Origin of the sequence: Streptomyces sp. NPDC093568 (assembly GCF_044764945.1) — a bacterium.
GTDB lineage: Bacteria > Actinomycetota > Actinomycetes > Streptomycetales > Streptomycetaceae > Streptomyces.
Window position 1 is genome coordinate 314229 of sequence record NZ_JBIWJD010000003.1, and the last position, 19711, is coordinate 333939.

20 protein-coding genes are annotated in these 19711 nt (G+C 72.3%); 13 read left to right on the forward strand and 7 right to left on the reverse strand.

Annotated elements, in window-relative coordinates; all coding sequences use genetic code 11:
- The first annotated feature begins 27 nt into the window (after window positions 1–27).
- The 3 genes from ACIRD7_RS15545 (at window position 28) to ACIRD7_RS15555 (ending at window position 4651) form a co-directional block, all read left to right on the forward strand.
- Window positions 28–2772, forward strand: coding sequence for a fumarate reductase/succinate dehydrogenase flavoprotein subunit (locus ACIRD7_RS15545; RefSeq protein WP_403453346.1), 2745 nt, complete (start codon window positions 28–30; stop codon window positions 2770–2772).
- 224 nt (window positions 2773–2996) lie between these two features.
- A complete protein-coding gene (locus ACIRD7_RS15550; RefSeq protein ID WP_403453347.1) occupies window positions 2997–3707 on the forward strand; it encodes a chitinase in 711 nt (236 codons plus the stop codon).
- Window positions 3708–3745: 38 nt separating this feature from the next.
- Window positions 3746–4651, forward strand: a complete 906-nt coding sequence (locus ACIRD7_RS15555) for an aldo/keto reductase (RefSeq protein WP_403453348.1) — start codon at window positions 3746–3748, stop codon at window positions 4649–4651.
- Between the two features lie 19 nt (window positions 4652–4670).
- Here the strand turns inward: ACIRD7_RS15555 and sph are convergent, their stop codons facing one another.
- Both sph and ACIRD7_RS15565 read right to left on the reverse strand, forming a co-directional pair.
- A complete protein-coding gene (sph, locus tag ACIRD7_RS15560) occupies window positions 4671–5657 on the reverse strand; it encodes a sphingomyelin phosphodiesterase (protein ID WP_403453349.1) in 987 nt (328 codons plus the stop codon).
- A gap of 119 nt (window positions 5658–5776) precedes the next feature.
- The gene (locus ACIRD7_RS15565) at window positions 5777–6235 is read right to left on the reverse strand and encodes a pyridoxamine 5'-phosphate oxidase family protein (RefSeq protein WP_403453350.1); all 459 of its coding nucleotides are present in this window, start codon (window positions 6233–6235) and stop codon (window positions 5777–5779) included.
- Window positions 6236–6370: 135 nt separating this feature from the next.
- Between ACIRD7_RS15565 and ACIRD7_RS15570 the strand changes: the two genes are divergently transcribed.
- Window positions 6371–6757: a VOC family protein gene (locus ACIRD7_RS15570; RefSeq protein ID WP_403453351.1), complete on the forward strand. Its 387-nt coding sequence runs from the start codon at window positions 6371–6373 to the stop codon at window positions 6755–6757.
- Between the two features lie 48 nt (window positions 6758–6805).
- Complete coding sequence (locus ACIRD7_RS15575; protein WP_403453352.1) at window positions 6806–7885, forward strand: adenosine deaminase; 1080 nt, start codon at window positions 6806–6808, stop codon at window positions 7883–7885.
- Window positions 7886–7898: 13 nt separating this feature from the next.
- Here ACIRD7_RS15575 and ACIRD7_RS15580 read toward each other — a convergent pair whose 3' ends face one another.
- Both ACIRD7_RS15580 and ACIRD7_RS15585 read right to left on the reverse strand, forming a co-directional pair.
- Window positions 7899–8408, reverse strand: a complete 510-nt coding sequence (locus ACIRD7_RS15580; protein ID WP_403453353.1) for a DUF664 domain-containing protein — start codon at window positions 8406–8408, stop codon at window positions 7899–7901.
- 25 nt (window positions 8409–8433) lie between these two features.
- Window positions 8434–9321, reverse strand: a complete 888-nt coding sequence (locus ACIRD7_RS15585; RefSeq protein WP_403453354.1) for a LysR substrate-binding domain-containing protein — start codon at window positions 9319–9321, stop codon at window positions 8434–8436.
- Window positions 9322–9458: 137 nt separating this feature from the next.
- On the opposite strand from ACIRD7_RS15585, the gene mgrA reads away from it, so the two are divergent.
- Window positions 9459–10454, forward strand: a complete 996-nt coding sequence (mgrA, locus tag ACIRD7_RS15590) for an L-glyceraldehyde 3-phosphate reductase (protein ID WP_403453355.1) — start codon at window positions 9459–9461, stop codon at window positions 10452–10454.
- Here the strand turns inward: mgrA and ACIRD7_RS15595 are convergent.
- Together ACIRD7_RS15595 and ACIRD7_RS15600 are read right to left on the reverse strand one after the other, a co-directional pair.
- On the reverse strand, window positions 10444–10731 hold the full coding sequence (locus tag ACIRD7_RS15595; protein WP_403453356.1) for a DUF1905 domain-containing protein: 288 nt from the start codon (window positions 10729–10731) through the stop codon (window positions 10444–10446). The two genes, mgrA and ACIRD7_RS15595, sit on opposite strands and share 11 nt — an antisense overlap.
- Before the next feature lie 71 nt (window positions 10732–10802).
- Entirely contained in the window at window positions 10803–11186 is a 384-nt protein-coding gene (locus tag ACIRD7_RS15600) for a nuclear transport factor 2 family protein (protein ID WP_403453357.1), read from the reverse strand.
- Window positions 11187–11532: 346 nt separating this feature from the next.
- Between ACIRD7_RS15600 and ACIRD7_RS15605 the strand changes: the two genes are divergently transcribed.
- The 4 genes from ACIRD7_RS15605 to ACIRD7_RS15620 all read left to right on the forward strand — a co-directional run bounded on the left by ACIRD7_RS15605 (window position 11533) and on the right by ACIRD7_RS15620 (window position 15897).
- Complete coding sequence (locus tag ACIRD7_RS15605) at window positions 11533–11943, forward strand: hypothetical protein (RefSeq protein WP_403453358.1); 411 nt, start codon at window positions 11533–11535, stop codon at window positions 11941–11943.
- Between the two features lie 71 nt (window positions 11944–12014).
- Window positions 12015–14354 (forward strand): FHA domain-containing protein, encoded by a 2340-nt coding sequence (locus ACIRD7_RS15610; RefSeq protein ID WP_403453359.1) that lies wholly within the window; start codon window positions 12015–12017, stop codon window positions 14352–14354.
- Window positions 14355–14363: 9 nt separating this feature from the next.
- On the forward strand, window positions 14364–14909 hold the full coding sequence (locus ACIRD7_RS15615; protein ID WP_403453360.1) for a hypothetical protein: 546 nt from the start codon (window positions 14364–14366) through the stop codon (window positions 14907–14909).
- Complete coding sequence (locus tag ACIRD7_RS15620; protein ID WP_403453361.1) at window positions 14899–15897, forward strand: serine/threonine-protein kinase; 999 nt, start codon at window positions 14899–14901, stop codon at window positions 15895–15897. The genes ACIRD7_RS15615 and ACIRD7_RS15620 overlap by 11 nt, the downstream gene beginning before the upstream one ends.
- Before the next feature lie 12 nt (window positions 15898–15909).
- On the opposite strand, the gene ACIRD7_RS15625 is transcribed toward ACIRD7_RS15620, so the two are convergent.
- Entirely contained in the window at window positions 15910–17202 is a 1293-nt protein-coding gene (locus ACIRD7_RS15625) for a streptophobe family protein (RefSeq protein ID WP_403453362.1), read from the reverse strand.
- 149 nt (window positions 17203–17351) lie between these two features.
- On the opposite strand from ACIRD7_RS15625, the gene ACIRD7_RS15630 reads away from it, so the two are divergent.
- The 3 genes from ACIRD7_RS15630 (at window position 17352) to ACIRD7_RS15640 (ending at window position 19711) form a co-directional block, all read left to right on the forward strand.
- Complete coding sequence (locus ACIRD7_RS15630; RefSeq protein WP_403453363.1) at window positions 17352–18488, forward strand: DUF6777 domain-containing protein; 1137 nt, start codon at window positions 17352–17354, stop codon at window positions 18486–18488.
- Window positions 18489–18587: 99 nt separating this feature from the next.
- A complete protein-coding gene (locus ACIRD7_RS15635) occupies window positions 18588–19043 on the forward strand; it encodes an ATP-binding protein (RefSeq protein WP_403453364.1) in 456 nt (151 codons plus the stop codon).
- A 131-nt stretch (window positions 19044–19174) separates the two neighbouring features.
- Window positions 19175–19711: a helix-turn-helix domain-containing protein gene (locus ACIRD7_RS15640; protein WP_403453365.1), complete on the forward strand. Its 537-nt coding sequence runs from the start codon at window positions 19175–19177 to the stop codon at window positions 19709–19711.

The window sequence follows — 19711 nt, forward strand, 5'->3', positions numbered from 1 at the left end:
CCCGCACGCCCGGAAAGGCACCCCGCCATGACCCCCGCCCCCCTGACGGAGATCCCCTCCCTCGACTCGGCCGAGGAGCTGAGCTGCGACGTCCTCGTGATCGGTGGCGGCACCGCCGGCACCATGGCGGCACTGACCGCCGCCGCGCGCGGCGCGTCGGTGCTGCTGCTCGAGAAGGCCCACGTACGGCACTCCGGGGCGCTGGCCATGGGCATGGACGGCGTCAACAACGCCGTCATCCCAGGCCGCGCCGAGCCGGACGACTACGTCGCCGAGATCACCCGCGCCAACGACGGCATCGTGGACCAGTCCACGGTCCGTCAGACGGCCGAGCGGGGCTTCGAGATGGTGCGGCGCCTGGAGTCGTACGGGGTGAAGTTCGAGAAGGACGAGCACGGCGAGTACGCCGTCCGCCAGGTGCACCGCTCGGGCTCGTACGTGCTGCCCATGCCCGAGGGCAAGGACGTGAAGAAGGTCCTCTACCGGCAGCTGCGCAGGCGGGAGAACCGTGAACGGATCCGCATCGAGAACCGGTTGATGCCGGTGCGCGTCCTGACCGCCGGGGGCAGGGCGGTCGGCGCCGCCGCCTTCAACACCCGCACCGGCGCCTTCGTGACCGTCCGGGCCGGCGCCGTGATCCTCGCGACCGGCGCCTGCGGCCGGCTCGGACTGCCGGCGAGCGGCTATCTGTACGGCACGTACGAGAACCCGACCAACGCGGGCGACGGCTACGCGATGGCGTATCACGCGGGCGCCGAGCTCACCGGCATCGAGTGCTTCCAGATCAACCCGCTCATCAAGGACTACAACGGCCCGGCCTGCGCCTATGTCGCCAACCCCTTCGGCGGCTACCAGGTCAACCGGCACGGGCAGCGGTTCGTCGACTCCGACTACTGGTCCGGGCAGATGATGGCGGAGTTCGCCGCCGAGGTCGCCTCCGACCGCGGCCCGGTCTACCTCAAGCTCAGCCATCTGCCCGAGGAGTCGGTCTCGGCTCTGGAGTCGATCCTGCACTCCACCGAGCGCCCCACCCGCGGCACCTTCCACGCCGGACGCGGCCACGACTACCGCACCCACGACGTGGAGATGCACATCTCCGAGATCGGCCTGTGCGGCGGCCACTCCGCCTCCGGGGTACGGGTCGACGACCACGCCCGCACCACCGTGCCCCGGCTGTACGCGGCCGGTGACCTGGCCTGCGTACCGCACAACTACATGATCGGGGCGTTCGTCTTCGGCGACCTCGCGGGCGAGGACGCGGCCCAGTACACGGCGTACGAGGGCGAGTTGCCGCGGGACCAGCTGGCCGAGGCCCACGAGCTGATCTACCGGCCACTGCGCAACCCCACCGGCCCGCCGCAGCCCCAGGTCGAGTACAAGCTGCGGCGCTTCGTCAACGACTACGTCGCCCCGCCCAAGAGCGGCGCCCGGCTCTCCCTCGCGCTGGAGCACTTCGAGCGGATGCGGGAGGAGATCGCGGGCATGGGCGCGAGCACACCGCACGAACTGATGCGCTGCGCCGAGGTGTCGTTCATCCGCGACTGCGCGGAGATGGCGGCGAGGTCGTCCCTCGCCCGCACCGAGTCCCGCTGGGGCCTCTACCACGAGCGCCTGGACCATCCGCGGCGGGACGACACGGACTGGCTGCACCACCTCGACCTGCGCAAGGGCCCGACCGGCGCCATGGAGTTCACGGCGCGACCCGTCGCCCCCTACCTCGTTCCCGTACCCGAGTTCGCCCCCACCGGCGGCCCGGCCCGGGACCTGGGAGAGGTGCACCCCCTGTACACGGCCACGGCGGGCCGCGCGGACGCGCCCCCGGCGGTGTCCGACGGGGATCCGGCCGACGCGGCACCCGCCGTCGGTCCAGCGCACGGAACCTCGGCATCCGCCCGGGAACGCCTCCTCGAACTCGTGGCGCTCACGGAGGAGGAGCCCGAACTGCCTGTACTGGAGCCCTACTTGAAGGACTCGGACCCCGCAGTGCGCCTCGGTGCGGTGGCGGCGCTGACCGAGACGGTCCCACCCGGAGCGGGCCCCGCGCTGGCCCACGCGCTGCTCGACGCCGACGGGCCGGTGCGGGCCGCTGCCGCCGCCTCGCTGCGTGAGCTGGCCGAAGTCCTGCCCGCCGAACCGGAGTTGCGGGCACCCCTGGTGTCCGCGCTCACGGCGGCCGATCCGACGGTCCGCGCTGCGGCCCTCGACGTGCTGCGCGCCCTGCGCCTCGGGGACGCCGCCCTGTTCGCCGGGCACGGCGCCGACCCGGACACCGAGGTGCGTCTCGCCGCCGTACGAGCCCTGGTGTCGGTGGACGCGGCCGAGGCGCTGTCCGAGGCGGCCGGTGACCCCGCGCGAGAGGTGCGGGTCGCCGTGGCGCGCGGGTTCGCCGCGCTGGCTCCGGTGGAGGGGGAGAACGCTGCCCTGCGGCGCCTGCTCCACGACCCCGACGCCCTGGTCCGCGCGGCGGCCCTGGAAGCCCTCGGCGTCCTCGGCGTGCCGGACGCACTCCTCGCCACCGTGACCGCGGCGCTCACCGACCCGGCCTGGCAGGTCCGCGCCGGTGCCGCGAAGGCGTTCGGCGGGGCGGCACCGGAGCACGGTGTGCCCGCTCTCGCCGGGCTGCTGGGCGACGCGGATGCCGATGTGCGCAAGGCCGCGGTGCTCGGCCTGCTGCGGCATGCCGCGCACGAGGAGGCCCGTACGGCCCTGGCCACCGCGGTCGACGACCCCGACGCGGACGTCCGTGCGTACGCGGGGCGGGCGGCACGCTGACGGGGACGCCTCGACTCCCGGCGGAAGAGGGCCCGTTGTTTGGTCTATACCTTGTCTGGTCTACACCCTTGACTGGTACAGACCAAAGCGGTTGAGTGTGTCCTCACACCCCCCACCACGGCCGCCCCCACGCCGTGACCGACACCGTCGGTGCGTGCGCACAAGGTGCTCTCGCCCCCTGCCCTTGTACGGGTGCGGCCGTGCTCCGCAAAGGAGTTGATCCTGTGTCGAGGCGCCGCACAGCAGCACTCGTCTGCTCTCTCGCCCTGGGCAGCGCAGCGCTGATCCTCCAGCCGGCCCCCAGCGCGTCCGCTGCCGGGTTCGTCGTCAGCGAGGCGCAGTTCAACCAGATGTTCCCGAACCGGAATTCGTTCTACACCTACAGCGGTCTCACCGCCGCGCTGAGCGCCTACCCGGGCTTCGCGAACACCGGCAGCGACACCGTGAAGAAGCAGGAGGCGGCCGCCTTCCTCGCCAACGTCAACCACGAGACCGGCGGCCTGGTCCACATCGTCGAGCAGAACACCGCCAACTACCCCCACTACTGCGACCGCAGCCAGCCCTACGGCTGCCCCGCGGGCCAGGACGCCTACTACGGCCGCGGCCCGATCCAGCTGTCGTGGAACTTCAACTACAAGGCCGCCGGCGACGCGCTCGGCATCGACCTGCTCAACAACCCCTGGCGGGTCCAGAACGAGTCGGCCGTCGCCTGGAAGACCGGCCTCTGGTACTGGAACACCCAGTCCGGCCCCGGCACCATGACCCCCCACAACGCCATGGTGAACCAGGCCGGCTTCGGCCAGACCATCCGCTCCATCAACGGCTCCCTGGAGTGCGACGGCAAGAACCCGGCACAGGTCCAGAGCCGCGTCGACGCCTACAACCGGTTCACCTCGATCCTCGGCGTCTCCCCGGGCGGCAACCTCTACTGCTGACGCCCTCCGGTGCCCGCGGGGTGTGCGAGACTCCGCCGATGACCTCCGAAACGATCACCGCGGACGCCGCGGGCACCTTCCGGCTCGGTGATCTGTCCGTGAGCCGCGTCGGCTTCGGCGCGATGCGGCTGACGGGCAGTGCCGCCTTCCACCACGGGACGCCGAGCGACCGGAACCGGTCGATCGCCGTACTGCGCAAGGCGGTCGAGCTCGGCGTCGACCACATCGACACGGCCGCCTTCTACTTCTCGGCCCTGCGTTCCGCGAACGAACTGATCAACAGCGCGCTGGCCCCGTACCCCGACGGCCTGGTCATCGCCACCAAGGTGGGCCCCTTCCGCGACTACGCCGGCGACTGGGGCACCTCGGCCCGCCCCGACCAACTGCGCGGCCACGTCGAGGAGAACCTGCGCCAGCTGGGCCGCGACCACCTCGATCTCGTCTACCTGCGCCGGATGGGGCAGGACTCCATCGCCGAGCACTTCGGCGCGCTGGCCGAGCTGCGCGAAGCGGGCCTGGTCCGGCACCTCGGGATCTCCGCCGTCGAGCCACGGCATCTCGCCGAGGCGCAGGCCATCGCGCCCGTGGTGTGCGTGCAGAACCGGTACGCCCTGGACCGGTCCGACCCCGAGGCCGACGAAATGCTGCGCCGGTGCGGCGAGCAGGGCATCGGTTTCGTGCCGTTCTACGCCGTCGCCGGGGAGGCGGCGGAGCGGGGCGCGACCGCCGCCCACGACGACGCGGTGCTCGCCGTCGCGCGGGCGCACGGCGCGAGCCCCGCCCAGGTGCGCATCGCGTGGACCCTGCACCAGGGCCCGAACGTCCTGGCCATCCCCGGCACCGGCAACCCGGACCACCTGACCGAGAACGTGGCCGCGGGGTCCCTGCGCCTGACCCCGGACGAGCTGGCCCGGCTCAACGGCGCGCGTGAGCACACCGGTTGAGCCGGGCCTCGGCGAGTGATCAGCCCGCGGATCCGGTCACGGGGTAGTGGTCGGACAGGTTCGTGTACGTGTAGTCGGTGCCCCAGCTCGACACCGTCCAGGGCGCGCTCTGCTCCTTGACGACGTCGTTCTTCCAGACGGGCGGACGGACGTGACCCGTGCGGTGCAGCACGTAGTCCAGGTCCTCGCGCGGGTCGTCGGGGTAGCGGTCGCGGGCGATGGAGTTGTCCTGCGTGTCGAAGGAGTACGGGTGCCCGGTGCGCGCGTCGGCCCCGGCCAGCCCGCCGTCGGCGAGCATCGAGGCGTACTCCGGCGTGCGCGAGTCGACGTTCAGGTCACCGGCGACGATCACCTGCTCGTTCGCCGGGATGTTCTTGCCGTCCAGGAACGCGTCGATCGTCCTGAACTGCCGGCTGCGCATGGCGGCCGCCTCGCCCGCGTCGCAGCCCGGGTCCGTCGACTGGGCGTGCGTGCCGACGACGTGCACCCTGGTGCCGTTCACGTTCAGCACGACGTACGCGAAGCCCTTGTTGGACCACCAGTCCGCGCCGCAGGCGTCCTTGTAGACCCACTGCTCCTTGCGGACTATCGGCCACTTGCTGAGGATCGTGACGCCGCCGTCCTCGGGCGTGGTCGCCGAGTACGCGCCGCCCGTGGCGTCCCAGCCGCTCTTGGCGCGCCCGACCACCGGGGTCTGGTACGGGTAGCGGTCGGCGAGGGAGCTCTTCAGCGCGTCCGAGGAGGAGTTGTCGAACGCCTCCTGGAACACGACGACGTCGTTGCCCTGGGTGAACGGCGCCCTGGCGATCTCGGCGGCCCGGTGGTCCTGGCCCCAGTTCGGGTACAGGGACTTGCTGAACAGGAAGACGTTGTACGACAGCACCTTGAGCGGCGGCGTCTGCTCGGCGGCCGACGCGGCGGGCGCGCTGCCCACGAGTCCGGCGGTGGCGAGTGAGAGCGCGAGCACGGCCGAGCCCTGTGCACGGCGGTGTGCGTTGAGCGTCACTGGAGCTCCCTGTGATCGAAGGGGGTTGAGCGGCGCCGCACATCAAACCATCAGGGATTACTCCTGGGTAACACCTGTGCGGGAATTGGATGGCCAAGGGACGTACACGGGGGACTTGTTTAGACAAGCCACGTTCCGTTTCGCATCAGGTGCCGTTGCGGCAGTTCCCGCACCCCGTGCCAGGCCTGCACCGCGCGCGGCCGCACCCGGTAGTAGGCGAACCGCGCGGACTCGCGGCGCGGGTCCCACCCCGTCTTCACGCGGAACGCCTCCGCCGCCGCGGCCGGCACCACGTCCGCGTCATGGGCGTCCACGTCGCCGTCGATGAGGACGACATCGCGCGTGTCACCGAAGGCGAGCCGGGCCTGGCGGCCGGTGCCCAGGTTGCGGCCCGTGGGGTTGCCCGGGCGGGTGGCCATCCAGAGCGCCTCGCCGTCCCAGACGAACCACAGCGCGACCAGACACGGCACCCCGTCGGCGTCCGCCGAGGCCACCCAGACATCCGTCTCCCGCTCCAGCCGGTCCAGTACGTGCTGTTTGCGGAGCTCGGGACCGCGCGGCGTTTCCGTGATCGTCATGCCCCGGAACGCTATTCGTCGACCGTCCGTCGCGCCTCGGGCCGCGGATGTAGGACCGCGGTCCCGGTCGTGACTGGCGCCGTGAACGTTTTACGTATAACCTCTCCCGTCAACCGACTGCCCCGGAAGGTCCCGATGAGCCGTATCGCCCTGGTCACCCTCGTCGTCGACGACTACGACGAGGCGATCCGCTTCTACACGGACGCCCTCGGTTTCCGTCTCGTCGAGGACACCCCGCGCCCGGACGGCTCCCGCTGGATCCTCGTCCAGCCCGGCGACCAGGGTCCCGCGCTGCTGCTGGCCCGCGCCAAGGGCGACGAGCAGCGTGCCCGGGTCGGTGACCAGACCGGTGGGCGGGTCGGGTTCTTCCTGCATACCGACGACTTCGCCCGCGACCATGCCCGCATGCTCGCCGCGGGTGTGACCTTCCTGGAGGAGCCCCGGCACGAGCCGTACGGCTCGGTGGCCGTCTTCCAGGACCTCTACGGCAACCGCTGGGACCTGCTCCAGCCCGCCGGCTGACCCCTTCCCCGCCGCTTCGAACCGCCACGATCGAGAAAAGACCACGCCATGACCGCTACGCGCGTAGACGCCGACGTGATCCGCCGCCTCCCCAAGGCCGTCCTGCACGACCACCTCGACGGCGGTCTGCGCCCCGCCACCGTGGTGGAGCTCGCGGAAGCGGTCGGTCACACCCTGCCCACCACCGACCCGGACGAGCTCGCCGCCTGGTACTTCGACGCCGCGAACTCCGGCGACCTGGTCCGCTACATCGCCACCTTCGAGCACACCCTCGCCGTGATGCAGACCCGCGAGGGCCTGCTGCGCACCGCCGAGGAGTACGTCCTCGACCTGGCCGCCGACGGCGTCGTCTACGGCGAGGTGCGCTACGCCCCCGAGCTGAACACCAACGGCGGGCTGGCCCTGGCCGAGGTCGTCGAGACCGTCCAGGAGGGCCTCGCCGCCGGTATGGCGAAGGCCGCGGCCGCCGGGACCCCGGTGCGCGTCGGCACCCTGCTGTGCGGCATGCGGATGTTCGACCGGGTGCGCGAGGCCGCCGACCTGGCGGTCGCCTTCCGGGACGCAGGTGTCGTCGGCTTCGACATCGCCGGTGCCGAGGCCGGCTTCCCGGCCGCCGACCACCTGGCCGCCTTCGAGCACCTGCGCCGCGAGAACGTGCCGTTCACCATTCACGCCGGTGAGGCCGACGGCCTGTCCAGCATCCACCAGGCCCTCCAGATCTGCGGCGCCCAGCGCATCGGTCACGGCGTGCGGATCACCGACGACATCCCCGACCTCGCGGCCGGCAAGCTCGGCCGCCTGGCCGGCTGGGTGCGCGACCGCCGTATCGCCCTGGAGATGTGCCCGACCTCCAACCTCCAGACCGGCGCCGCCACCTCCATAGCCGAGCACCCCATCACCGCGCTCAAGGACCTCGGTTTCCGGGTCACCCTCAACACCGACAATCGCCTGGTGTCCGGCACGACGATGACCCGGGAGATGTCGCTGCTGGTCGAGGAGGCCGGCTGGACCGTCGAGGACCTGCGCACGGTCACGGTGAACGCCCTGAAGAGCGCCTTCATCCCGTTCGACGAGCGCAAGGCCCTCATCGAGGACGTCGTCCTGCCGGGCTACGCGACCGCGCTCTGAACCGGCCCGCGGGCTACCGGCTCGCGAGCAGCCCGCGTACATAGGCGGCCTGTCCGACGTGCTGGAGATCGTCGGACAGGACGCTGACCAGCCGTACGCCGAGCGTGACCGGAGGATCCCAGCCCTCGTCCACGACGCGCTCCAGATCCTTGGCGGCCATCTCCCGCAGCGCCCCCAGGGTCTGGGCGTGCACGGCGTCGTAGTAGCCGGTCAGGAGGTCACCGGAGTCGACCCGCACCTTGGCGACCTTCGCCGAGGTGTGGCCGTAGCCGGTGTCGTGGCGCGGCAGGTCGATCCCGAAGGTCTTCCGGAAGTCCTGGGTCAGCCACACCTGGTCGAGGTCGAAGGCGCCGGCCACGTGATCGTCCTGGACCCGGGTGAGATGCCAGATCAGCCAGGCGATCGAGTTGGCGTCGGGGGAGGGGCGGGCGCTGAGCTCGTCCGGGCCGAGGCCCTCGACGGCGGCGTGGACTTCTTCCTGGATGCGGTTGAACCCGTCGATGAGGATGTCCTTGGCATGCATGGGTCCACCATCGCGCACCCGCCCGTCAGACGCCTTCCGTTTCCAGCAGGGCCATCAGCGCCCGGGCCGCCGGGCTCGTGGCCTGCGCGGGCGGCAGCAGGGCGACCGTCTCGTAGACCGTCTCCCCGGTGCCCTTGACCGGCAGGGCGGTCAGGGCCGGCCGCTTGTGCCGGAAGTGGCGCGGCACGACGGCGATGCCCAGGTCCTCGTCCACCAGGTCCAGCAGGCTGTGCACGTCGTTGACCTCCAGGGAGACGGTCCGCCGTACGCCCGCCGCGGCGAACACCGCGTCCGTCGCGCGGCGCGGCCCCCAGTCCGGGTGGAAGTCGACGAAGACCTCCCCGCCCAGCTCCTCCGGTGTCACGGCCGCCCCGGCGGTGGCGAGCCGGTGGCTCGGATGGCACAGGACCGTCATCGGCTCGCTGGTCAGCGGTACGACGCGCAGCTGGTCGGTGTCCTCCTGCGCGGTCCGCACCGCGAAGGCCAGGTCGAGCCGCCCGGCCGCGACCTCCTCCGCCAGGGCGCCCGAACCGGCCTGGCGCAGACAGATCTCCACGTCCGGGTGCTCCCGCCGGAAGGCGGCGAGCAGCCCCGCCACATGCACCCCGGCGATGCACTGCTCCGACCCGAGCGCCAGCATCCCGCGCAGCACGCCCTGCACGGCGGCCACCGCCTCGTGGGCGGCGCGCACCTGTGCGAGGATCCGCTCCGCCTCGCACAGCAGGGCCCGGCCCGCCGGGGTGAGCGTCACCCTGCGGGTCGTCCGCACGAACAGCGGGGTCTGCAACTCCCGCTCCAGCGCCCGGATCGAGGCCGACAGACCCGACTGGGACACCAGCAGCCGCTCGGCCGCCCGGGTGAAGTGCTGGTCCTCGGCGACCGCGACGAAGTGCTGAAGGTGACGCAGTTCCATGATTGAGCAGCGTAGCCGCTCAATCCCATCTGATTTACCTGTTGGACCACTGCCCGCAGGTCGCGACAGAGTGGACGGCGACTGGAACACCGGCTCCCCGGAGCCGCCCTTCGTGTGCCAACCCCTCTGGAGTCGCGTTGTACACCGCACACCCCGACCGCTACGCGGACATGCCCTACCGGCGCACCGGACGCAGCGGACTGCTGCTCCCCGCGCTGTCGCTCGGTCTGTGGCACAACTTCGGTCCGGCGGACCGCACCGTCGACACGCAGCGGGCCATCCTGCGCCGTGCCTTCGACCTCGGCGTCACCCACTTCGACCTGGCCAACAACTACGGCCCGCCGCCCGGGGCCGCCGAGCTGGCCTTCGGCGAGGCGCTGAGGACGGACTTCGCGCCGTACCGCGACGAGCTGATCATCTCCACCAAGGCCGGCTATCTGATGTGGCCCGGCCCGTACGGCGAGTGGGGCTCGCGCAAGTACCTGCTGTCCTCGCTCGACCAGAGCCTGAAGCGGATGGGCCTGGACTACGTCGACATCTTCTACTCGCACCGCCCCGACCCGGACACTCCACTGGAGGAGACCATGGGCGCGCTGCACTCCGCGGTGCAGCAGGGCAAGGCGCTGTACGTCGGCGTCTCCAACTACTCGGCCGAGCAGACCCGCGAGGCCGCGCGCATCCTGGGCGAGCTGGGCACCCCGCTGCTCATCCACCAGCCCGCCTACTCGATGCTGAACCGCCGCCCCGAGGAGGAGGGGCTGCTCGACGCCCTGGACGAGCTGCAGGTCGGCTCGATCGTCTTCTCCCCGCTGGCGCAGGGCCAGCTCACCTCCCGCTACCTCGACGGCATCCCGAAGGACTCGCGGGCGGCGAGCGGCAGCCCGTTCCTGAACGCAGACGCGATCACCGACGAACTGCTGGGCAAGCTGCGTGCCCTCGACGAGATCGCCAAGTCCCGCGGTCAGTCGCTGGCCCAGCTGGCCCTGGCGTGGGTGCTGCGCGGGGGCCGGGTGACCTCGGCGCTGGTCGGTGCGAGCAGCGCCCGGCAGATCGAGGACAGCGTCGCGGCGACCGGCAACCTGGACTTCGACGCGGAGGAGCTGGACCGGATCGAGGCGGTGCTCAAGGGTTGATCCGCTGCGTCAGGCGCACGGTGACGGTGTCGCCCTCCCGCTTCCCGATGGCCGTGCGTACGTCGGCGTTCACGGGGAGCTTGTGGGTGCCGTCGCCCAGCGCCATGAACGAACTGCGGAACGGATGTCCGTCGACCGTCCCGCGGACCTTGACCAGTCCGCGGGTGCCGAAGAAGTCGACGGACGGCGGCCACACGACATAGGTCCAGCCGCCCTTGCCCGGGCTCTTGCGCAGGACTGCGGTGAACTCGGCGTCCACGCGCGTGCTCGTGGTCATGATGTGCTCCCCTCGCGGCGGTCTCTCCTGCTCTCACGGGACAGACCGCCGCGAGTCGTGGAACTCATCGCTCACACCTCGGCGGGCACCCGGTCCAGGAAGCCGAGAACGGCCGTGATCCGCCCGTCGGCGTCCAGCGTGATCACGTCCGAGCCCGCCACCGGCGCCGAGCCGTCGGCTTCGCTCACCAGCTCCCAGGAGAAGCGCGCCGTGTCGTGGTGGCCCTCGACGGCACCGGTCAGCCGGAAGGCGAAGCCCGGGAAGCGCGCCTGCGCCGCGGAGACGACGGCCACGATCCCCTCGTGCCCGCGCACTTCGGCCAGCGGGTCGGTGTATCCGCCCTGCGGGCTCCAGGCGGTGGCGACCGCACGGGCCAGGGTGTCGGGCTCGCGGGCGTTCCAGGCCTCGAAGTAGCGGGCCACGGCACTCTCGTAACGATCGGTGTTCGCGGACATGGGCGATCAGCCTCCATCGAGGTCGTCACTGCTGCTCAGGAACCGGATCCCGACGCGTGGCGACCCGGTACCGCAACGATGCCCGGCCCCGCCGGAAAGCTCGATTACGCCCGAGGTAATGCCGCGCCGACCTCGACTGTTGACGTGTACCCCCGCATTTCGGCCAACGAATGCTGTGAATATGCCAGGAGACTGGCCGGAAAGTCGTGGTGACAGTGTTTCAGTAGTGAACATACTCACTACGAGGGCGCTTCACATGGCGCGACGGCGCCCTTACGCACCGCCACGAGCCGCAAGGGAAGCGAGGTCCGCCGACAGGCGAACACGGCACCACGGGGGAGGCTACGTGCACGACGAGTTCCTTTGCCATGTCACCGCGTACGGCGTCTGCGGCGGGCGGCGCATCGGAGTGCCCCTCGGGACCTACCGGGCGCCCACCCTGGCGCTCGCCCTGTGGTGGTTACGCGACCGGGCGTCGTGGATCGCCGAGCGATTAGACCCGCGACCGGAGGCCGAGCACTTCCCCCCGAGCGCGCTCGTCCCGGTCGCCGACACCGTGCCCGACGTCCCGGCCGTGCTCCGCACCTGGTGCGGAGACGTAGCCCAACAGGAGCTGATCGCCGAGGAGTTGGCGGCAGGCCGACTGGTGCGCGTCGCCGTGAGCGACGACACCACCGAATACGAACTGCTCGCCGAGTCGGTCGACGCGCTGCGGATGCAGCGGACCATCCCGGGCCTGGTCGTACCCGTCGCATGACCCCTCGTACCCGAATGATCTCCCCCTGGCGCAGGCGGGCGCATACATGGGCAGATCGATAGAATCCTGGCATGGCGGAGCGTTCGGTCGCACCGACTGCGCCCGTACTCGTCCTGGAGACCGAGTCGGGCACGACCGTGATGGCCCCGGGCCGCGACTACCGCGTCGGCCGTGACCCGCTCAGCGACGTCGTCCTCGACGACACCCGCGTCTCCTGGCACCACGCCGTGCTCCGGCCGGCCGCCGGCCACTGGACCCTCGCCGACGAGAACAGCACCAACGGCACCTACACCGACGGCCACCGCATCCGGCAGCGGGACGTCGGCCCCGGCACCGTGATCCGCTTCGGCAACCCCGCCGACGGCCCCCGCGCGATCCTGCTCGACCGCCCCGCCCCGGAGCCGGAACGCCCCTCGGCAGTGTCCATGCCCGGACACACGGGCACCTTCCGCCAGCCCACCAACGTCCGGCCGCTGCCCACCCGGACCGTCCGCATCGGCCGCGCCGACGACAACGACCTGGTCATCGACGACCTGGTCGTCTCCCGCCACCACGCCGAGCTGCGCGCGCTGCCCGACGGCACTTACGAGATCGCCGACCTCGGCAGCCACAACCGCACCTACCTCAACGGCGCCCCGGTCACCGCCGCCCCGATCGGCCCCGGGGACGTCGTCGGCATCGGCCACTCCGCGTTCTGCCTGGTCGGCGACCAGTTGCAGGAGTACGTCGACACCGGCGAGATCTCCCTGGAGGTGCAGGACCTCGCGGTCACCGTCGACCGGGGCGCGAAGACCCTGCTCGACCACGTCTCCTTCCCGGTGGGGGAGAAGTGCCTGCTCGCCGTCGTCGGCCCGAGCGGCGCCGGCAAGTCAACGCTCCTCAACGCACTCACCGGACAGCGCCCCGCCGACCACGGCACCGTGCTCTACGACGGCCGCGACCTGTACCGCGACTACGCCGAGCTGCGCCAGCGCATCGGCCTGGTCCCGCAGGACGACATCCTGCACGCCCAACTCACCGTCCGCAGCGCCCTGTCCTACGCCGCCGAGCTCCGCTTCCCGCAGGACACCGCGAAGGCCGAGCGCCGGGCCCGGGTCGACGAGGTCATCCACGAACTGGGCCTGCAGGAGCGCGCCGGACAGCATGTGCACAGCCTCTCGGGCGGACAGCGCAAACGCGTCAGCGTCGCCCTGGAGCTGCTGACCAAGCCGTCGCTGCTGTTCCTGGACGAGCCGACCTCCGGGCTCGACCCCGGCATGGACCGCTCGGTGATGCACATGCTGCGCGGCCTGGCCGACGACGGCCGCACCGTCATCGTCGTCACCCACAGCGTGCTCAGCCTCGACGTCTGCGACCGCCTCCTGGTCCTCGCGCCCGGCGGACGCATCGCCTACTACGGGCCGCCCGAGGAGGCCCTGCTGTTCTTCGGCTTCCGGCACTGGCCCGAGGCCTTCGAGGCCTTCGAACGCGTCCAGGACCGGGACTGGGCCGACGACTACCGGAGCTCGCTCTACCACCAGCAGTACATCGCCGACGCGACCGCACAGCCCCGCCGGTCCGGCACCGGGCCGGTCACGGTCGGCCGGCCGCCCCGGCCCCGCGGCCGGGCCGCGCAGCTGCGCACGCTGGTGCGCCGCTACACCGCCGCGATCGGCGCCGACCGCACCTTCCTCGCGATCATGATCGCGCTGCCGTTCGTGATGGGCGCGATGGCCCGCGCCCTCGCGGGCAGCAGACTGACCCAGGAGACGGCGATGAACGCGCTGCTGATCCTGTGCGTCGGCGGCGTCCTGACGGGTGCGGCGAACGCCGTGCGCGAACTGGTCAAGGAACGCGTCATCTACCAGCGGGAGCGGGCCGTCGGCCTGTCCAGATCGGCGTACCTGATGTCCAAGGTGGTGGTCCTCGGGACGATCACCGTGCTCCAGGCCGTCGTGCTGACCCTGGTCGCCCTGCTCGGCGTCGATCTCAACGCCCCCGGCGGCGAGGGCGTGTTGATGCGGCCCCTCGTCGAAATCACCGTCGCCGTCGCCCTGCTGGCGTTCACGGCGATGATGCTCGGCCTGGTCGTCTCCGCGCTGGTGCGCAAGGAGGAGGTGACCATGCCGCTGCTGGTGCTGCTCGCCATCGTGCAGGTCGTCTTCTGCGGTGCCCTGCTCAAGCTGCACGGCGTGCCCGGCCTGGAGCAGCTGTCCTGGCTGGTGCCCTCGCGGTGGGCGCTCGGCGCGATGGCCGGCACCGTCGGACTGGCCCGGATCGTGCCGGGCGACCTGACCGACGATCCGCTGTTCGGTCACTCGACCGGCGTGTGGCTGCTCAACGTGGCCATGCTGGTCGTGCTCTCCCTGGTGTTCGGGTTCGTCGTCTCCCGGCTGCTGCGCCGGCGCGAACCCGTCGTGATGCGGAAGTAGGCCCGGACCATGACCTCTCCCGCCTTCCGGCCCACCCACGTCGTCCCCCAGCACGGCATGCCCGCCTGGGAGGCCCCCGATCCCGCCCGGCCCACCGTGGCCCTCGACCCGCTCCTGCCGGTCCAGCTCGTCGAACGGCGCGGCGACTGGGGGCACATCCTGTGCGCCAACGGCTGGTCGGCCTGGGTCGACGGCCGCTTCCTGGTCGCCGTACCGCAGGACCCGCCCACCACCGACGCCGGCCCGCTCACCCGCGGCGCCGACCCGCGCCCGCTGCTCGCCCGCGCCGGGCGGGCACTGGACGGCTACCGCTCCGCGGTCGAGGACCTCGCGGCCGGCGGCCTGGACGGCGAGTCCTTCCGGTCCCGCACCCGCGGCCTGCGGATCGGGGTCGTCGTCGACGGCGAGGCCGTGTGGCTGTACGACCCCGAGCACGGGCGCTGGGTGTACGCCGACGGCAGCCGGCTCAGCACCTACGCGACCGACGACGGGCCACGCGCCGAAGCGGATCCCGGCCACGCCCCCACCCAGGTCGTGAGCCCCGATGGCCCGTGATCCCAGCCTGTTCTCGGGGCGGCCCTCGGAGCTGATCGGCCGGCAGGTCGCGGGCTACCGCATCGAGCGCGAGATCGGCCGGGGTGGCATGGCCGTGGTCTACCGCGCCCGTGACCTGCGCCTGGACCGCACCGTCGCGCTGAAGCTCCTCGCCCCCGAACTCGCCCGCAACGACACCTTCCGGCGCCGCTTCACCCATGAGTCCCGGGCGGCCGCCGCGATCGACCACCCGAACATCGTGCCGGTCTTCGAGGCCGGCGAGACGGACGGCGTCCTGTACATCGCCATGCGCTACGTCGCCGGCCGCGACCTGCGTCACCTCCTCGACCGGCAGGGCCCGTTGCCCCCGGGAACGGCCCTGCGCATCGCCGCGCAGATCGCCTCCGCCCTGGACGCGGCACACGAGCACGGCCTGGTCCACCGGGACGTCAAGCCCGGCAACATCCTCGTCGCGCGCGGCACCGACAGCGACCACCCCGAGCACGTCTACCTCACCGACTTCGGCCTGACGAAGAAGTCCCTGTCACTGACCGGCTTCACGACCGTCGGCCAGTTCGTCGGCACCCTCGACTACGTGGCACCCGAACAGATCTCCGGCAAGCCTGTCGACGCGCGCTGCGACGTCTACGGATTCGCCTGTGTGCTCTACGAGTGCCTGGCCGGGCATCCGCCGTTCCGCCGGGACGAGGACATGGCGCTGCTGTGGGCCCACCAGTACGACGAGGCTCCGCCGCTTTCCGACGCGCGCCCCGATCTCGCCCCGCCCGTCGACGCCGTCTTCGGCACCGCGCTGGCCAAGAGCCCGGACGACCGCCAGGACTCCTGTCTCGCCTTCGTCGCCGAGTTGCGTGCGGCCGTGGCCGGTGGTGGTGGCGCGGGGCACGCGCCGACGGCGGTCGATCTCAGGGTCGCGGGGCTGGGGAGGGAGTCCGCGGGGGAGGCCCCGAAGCCGCCGCCCCGCTGGGCCACGCCCGTCTTCCGGCGGTGAGCCGTGCCCCGTTCAGCGTCCGCGGGCGGGCGGCGCCCCGGCCTCGCCCCGGTGCGCCATCCGCTGCGCCGGCAACGCGCCCAGGAACCCGGTGACCAGCCCCCACAGCAGCGCCAGTCCGAGGGCCGGCCACACCTCGGGCCGCAGGAACAGCTCCCCGCCCAGATCCCCGCCGAGGTCGCCGATGCCGAGGACGGACAGGCCGTAGTGCGCGGAGATCCGGCCGACGAGGCAGATCATCAGCACCGTGAGCGCGAGCGCCACCGCCATGTGCACGGCGTGCTGCCAGGCGCGCGTCCGCGCCGGTGAACGTCTCGCCATCACGAACGCGGCGGCCAGCAGCAGGACCGCGTCCACGACGACGAGCCACCACACCCGTCCGTCCTGCTCCGCGAGCGTGCTCAGATTGAGCTCGGAGACCTCCTGGCCGCGCAGCACCTCGTCGAGCACGTGCGGCATGGGCAGCCCGAACGGCCCGTCCACCCGGCCGTTCCAGGTCGCGCCGAGCCCGATCGTCAGGGCGAGCCACACGAGGTTCGGCAGGCCGAGCAGGAGCACCGCGAACGTCTCGGCCACATGCCCGCGCGTCGCCGCGACGACCAGGCCGATGACGACCCCCAGCCCGACATACGCGAGCAGCAGCACCACCATGGCGTAGGCGGCGGGCCGCACCGACTCCTGGAACCGCAGCAGCCGTCCCGGCAGCGGGGCTCCGCGTGCCACCAGCAGGGCCAGCACCAGCACGCCCACCAGCCACAGCAGGCCGAAGAAGACCGTCGCCGGGACGTCCGTGGTGAAGCCGACCTCGGGGGAGATCCCGAACAGGTCGCCGAGGTCGCCCAGCTCCTCCTGTCCGAGATCGCGCAGGGAGAGGGAGAAGGTGTGGCGGGCGGAGAAGGCCAGGGCCAGCAGCGCGACCAGCCACAGTACGGCGATCCGCCCGGCCCATCCCGCCAGCTCCCCGGCGCCCGCGACCGCCCGGCGGCGCAGCGGCCACAGGAAGCCGGCGGCGAGCACGAGCGCGCCGGTGAGCGTGACGGACAGCGGGATCACGGTCAGCCCGGCATCGGACTCGGCCAGCCCTCCGGCGTTCCCCGAGAGCTCGACCGTGCCGCCGACGGCCGTCACCACGGTCGCCGCGGCGACCCGGGGGAACGCGCCGTCCGGCAGGTCGGCCGCGCCGGCCGCCCACAGTCCCAGCGCGGCGACCACCCCCATCGCGACCACTCCGGCCAGCACCACGGCGAGGGCCTGCACCCAGCCATGGGCGGCCTCGGCCGGGCGGGTGGGGGGCTGGGCGCTCACCCTGCCCACGCTAAGCAGGGCCCGGGAGGTACGCCCGCCGGGAGGTCCGTCCGCGTCGGCTTGCGGGCGGCGCGGGATCGGCACACAGAATGAGAGCGAGACAAAAGATGGTAAAGGTGCTGAAAGTCCCGCGTCGGGAAGAAGGCCTCGTGAGCGTCGAACCTCCGTCGTCCGGCCGCCCCACAGGACCGCCCTCGGGCCCCCTGTCGGGCCCTTCCCAGCCGCCCTCCGGCCCGCCGTCGCAGCCCCCGCCCAGCGGCGGCGGCACGCAGCCGCCCGGCCCCGGACCCCAGCGCCCCTGGTGGCGTTCCGCGCCCCGTATCGCACTGCTCGCCGCCGTGGTGGCCGTCGCCCTGGTGGTGGCCGTCGTCCTCTCCCGGGGCGACGGCGGCTCCACCGGCGGCAGCGGAGAGGTCTTCCTCCAGGCGGCGGACAAGGCGGGCCCCGACCCGTTCACCGACACCACCGCGAAGGACAGCTCCGCCCCGCCCGCCACCCCGTCCCCGGCCACCGGGTCGGCGCCGCCGAACGCGCTGCGCGGCGTCAACGGCGGCACACCCGGCCTGTACGGCGGCAGCCGCGACGTCGCCGCCTGCGACGTGGAGAAGCAGATCGACTACCTCCGAGCGGCCCCCGACAAGAACACGGCGTTCGCGTCGGTCGCCCGGGTGAAGGCCTCCGGCGTCCCCGCCTACCTGCGCTCGCTCACCCCCCTACAGCTGCGCCTGGACACCCGCGTCACCAACCACGGCTACGTCGACGGCGTCGCCACCAGCTACCAGGCCGTCCTCCAGGCCGGCACCGCGGTCCTCGTGGACGACCGCGGCGTGCCCCGGGTGCGCTGCGCCTGCGGCAACCCGCTGACCGGGCCGGTCGCCCAGCAGGGCACGCTCAAGCGGACCGGCGACTCCTGGCCGTCGTACCGCTCCTCGGACGTCGTGGTGGTGGTGCCCTCGACGACGGTCGTCAACGTCTTCGTCATCTATGACGACGAGGACGACGACTGGCTCGCCCGCCGACGCGGCGACGACGGCGGCAAGGACCGGCCCACCGACCGGCCGGCGAAGCCGTCCCCCTCGGTCAGCGTGTCGACCCCGACGTCACCGAGCCCCCCGACGAGCCCCGAGGCGTCCGAGCCGGAAACTACGGACGAACCCACGACGACCGAGCCCGAAACGCCGGAATCGCCCGAGACCGACACTCCGCCGCCGCCCCCGGAGCAGGACACGACCACCACCTCACAGTCGGCGCCCACCGCTGCCGCGCCGCAGTCGCCACGGTTGTGACGTACGGCGCCACCTGCACAGTGACTGCGCGGCCCGGCTCTGGGTAACAGGACTGGTGCAGCAGCATCCGGCCAGTGCCGGCTTCCGAGAGAGACACGCATGATCGAGCACGCGGACGGGGCAGTGATTCCTACTGGTTTCGACGTGCCCGTGGAACCACTGAGGCGGGCAGCGCACTACAGCGGTGAACCGGGATGCATCGCCGAGGCGCGGTCCTTCGCCGCGCTGTTCCTCGGCAGGCTCAGGACCGAGTGGTGCGCCACGATCGGCGCGCCCGACCAGGACAAGGTGCTTCTGGTGGTCAGCGAGCTGGTCACCAACGCGGACCGGCACAGCAACGGGCCGTACATCCTGGACCTGGAGGGCACCGACGACGCGGTGACGATCTGCGTGTACGACAGCAGCTCGGCCCTGCCTCGCCGTTACCCCAAGGATCCCGAGCGAGTCGGCCGGCACGGCCTGGAGATCGTCCACGCGCTCGCGACGGAGGTCGCCGTGGAGCGGGTGCCGGTCGGCAAGCGGGTACGGGCCGTGCTGCGACTGGCCCCCGGGTGACGCGCGGGCCGACGCCGGGCAAGTGGCCCGCACGCAGGGCCTCGTGGCCGAGGCGCCGAGCCCGACGCGATTTCCCCCAGGGCGGAACGCCGATGCCTTCCCCTCGCGCCGTGCGCTCCTAGGCTGGGAAGGTGAGCGAACAAGCGCCGAACGAAGCCCGCGTCATCCCCCTGCGCCCACCGGCCGGCCGCCCGCCGGCCACGCGCCCGGGGAGGACCCGCCCCGCGTCCGAACGCCCCAGGACCGCCGCACCTCAGACCGTCGCACCGGCGACTGCCGCGCCGACGACCGCCGCACCCGCGACCGCCCTCGGCCCCCCGCGCCCCGCCGCCACCCCGCAGGCGCCCGCCGCCGCGCCCAGGGAACCGCTCTGGCGCGACCTGGTCGGCGACGTCCTGCGCCGCGAACGCCTCGCCCAGGAGCGCACGCTCAAGGACGTGGCCGACGCCGCCCGGATCTCCATGCCGTACCTGTCGGAGGTGGAGCGCGGCCGCAAGGAGGCCTCCTCGGAGGTTCTCGCGGCCGCGGCCCACGCCCTGGGGCTCGGCCTCGGCGACCTGCTGTCGCTGGCGCAGGGCGAGCTCGTCCGGCTCACCAGCCGCCGGGTGCCGGGCGGTAGCCGCGGCCGGACGGGCGCGCCGTACGACGGGCTGTGCCTGGCGGCCTGA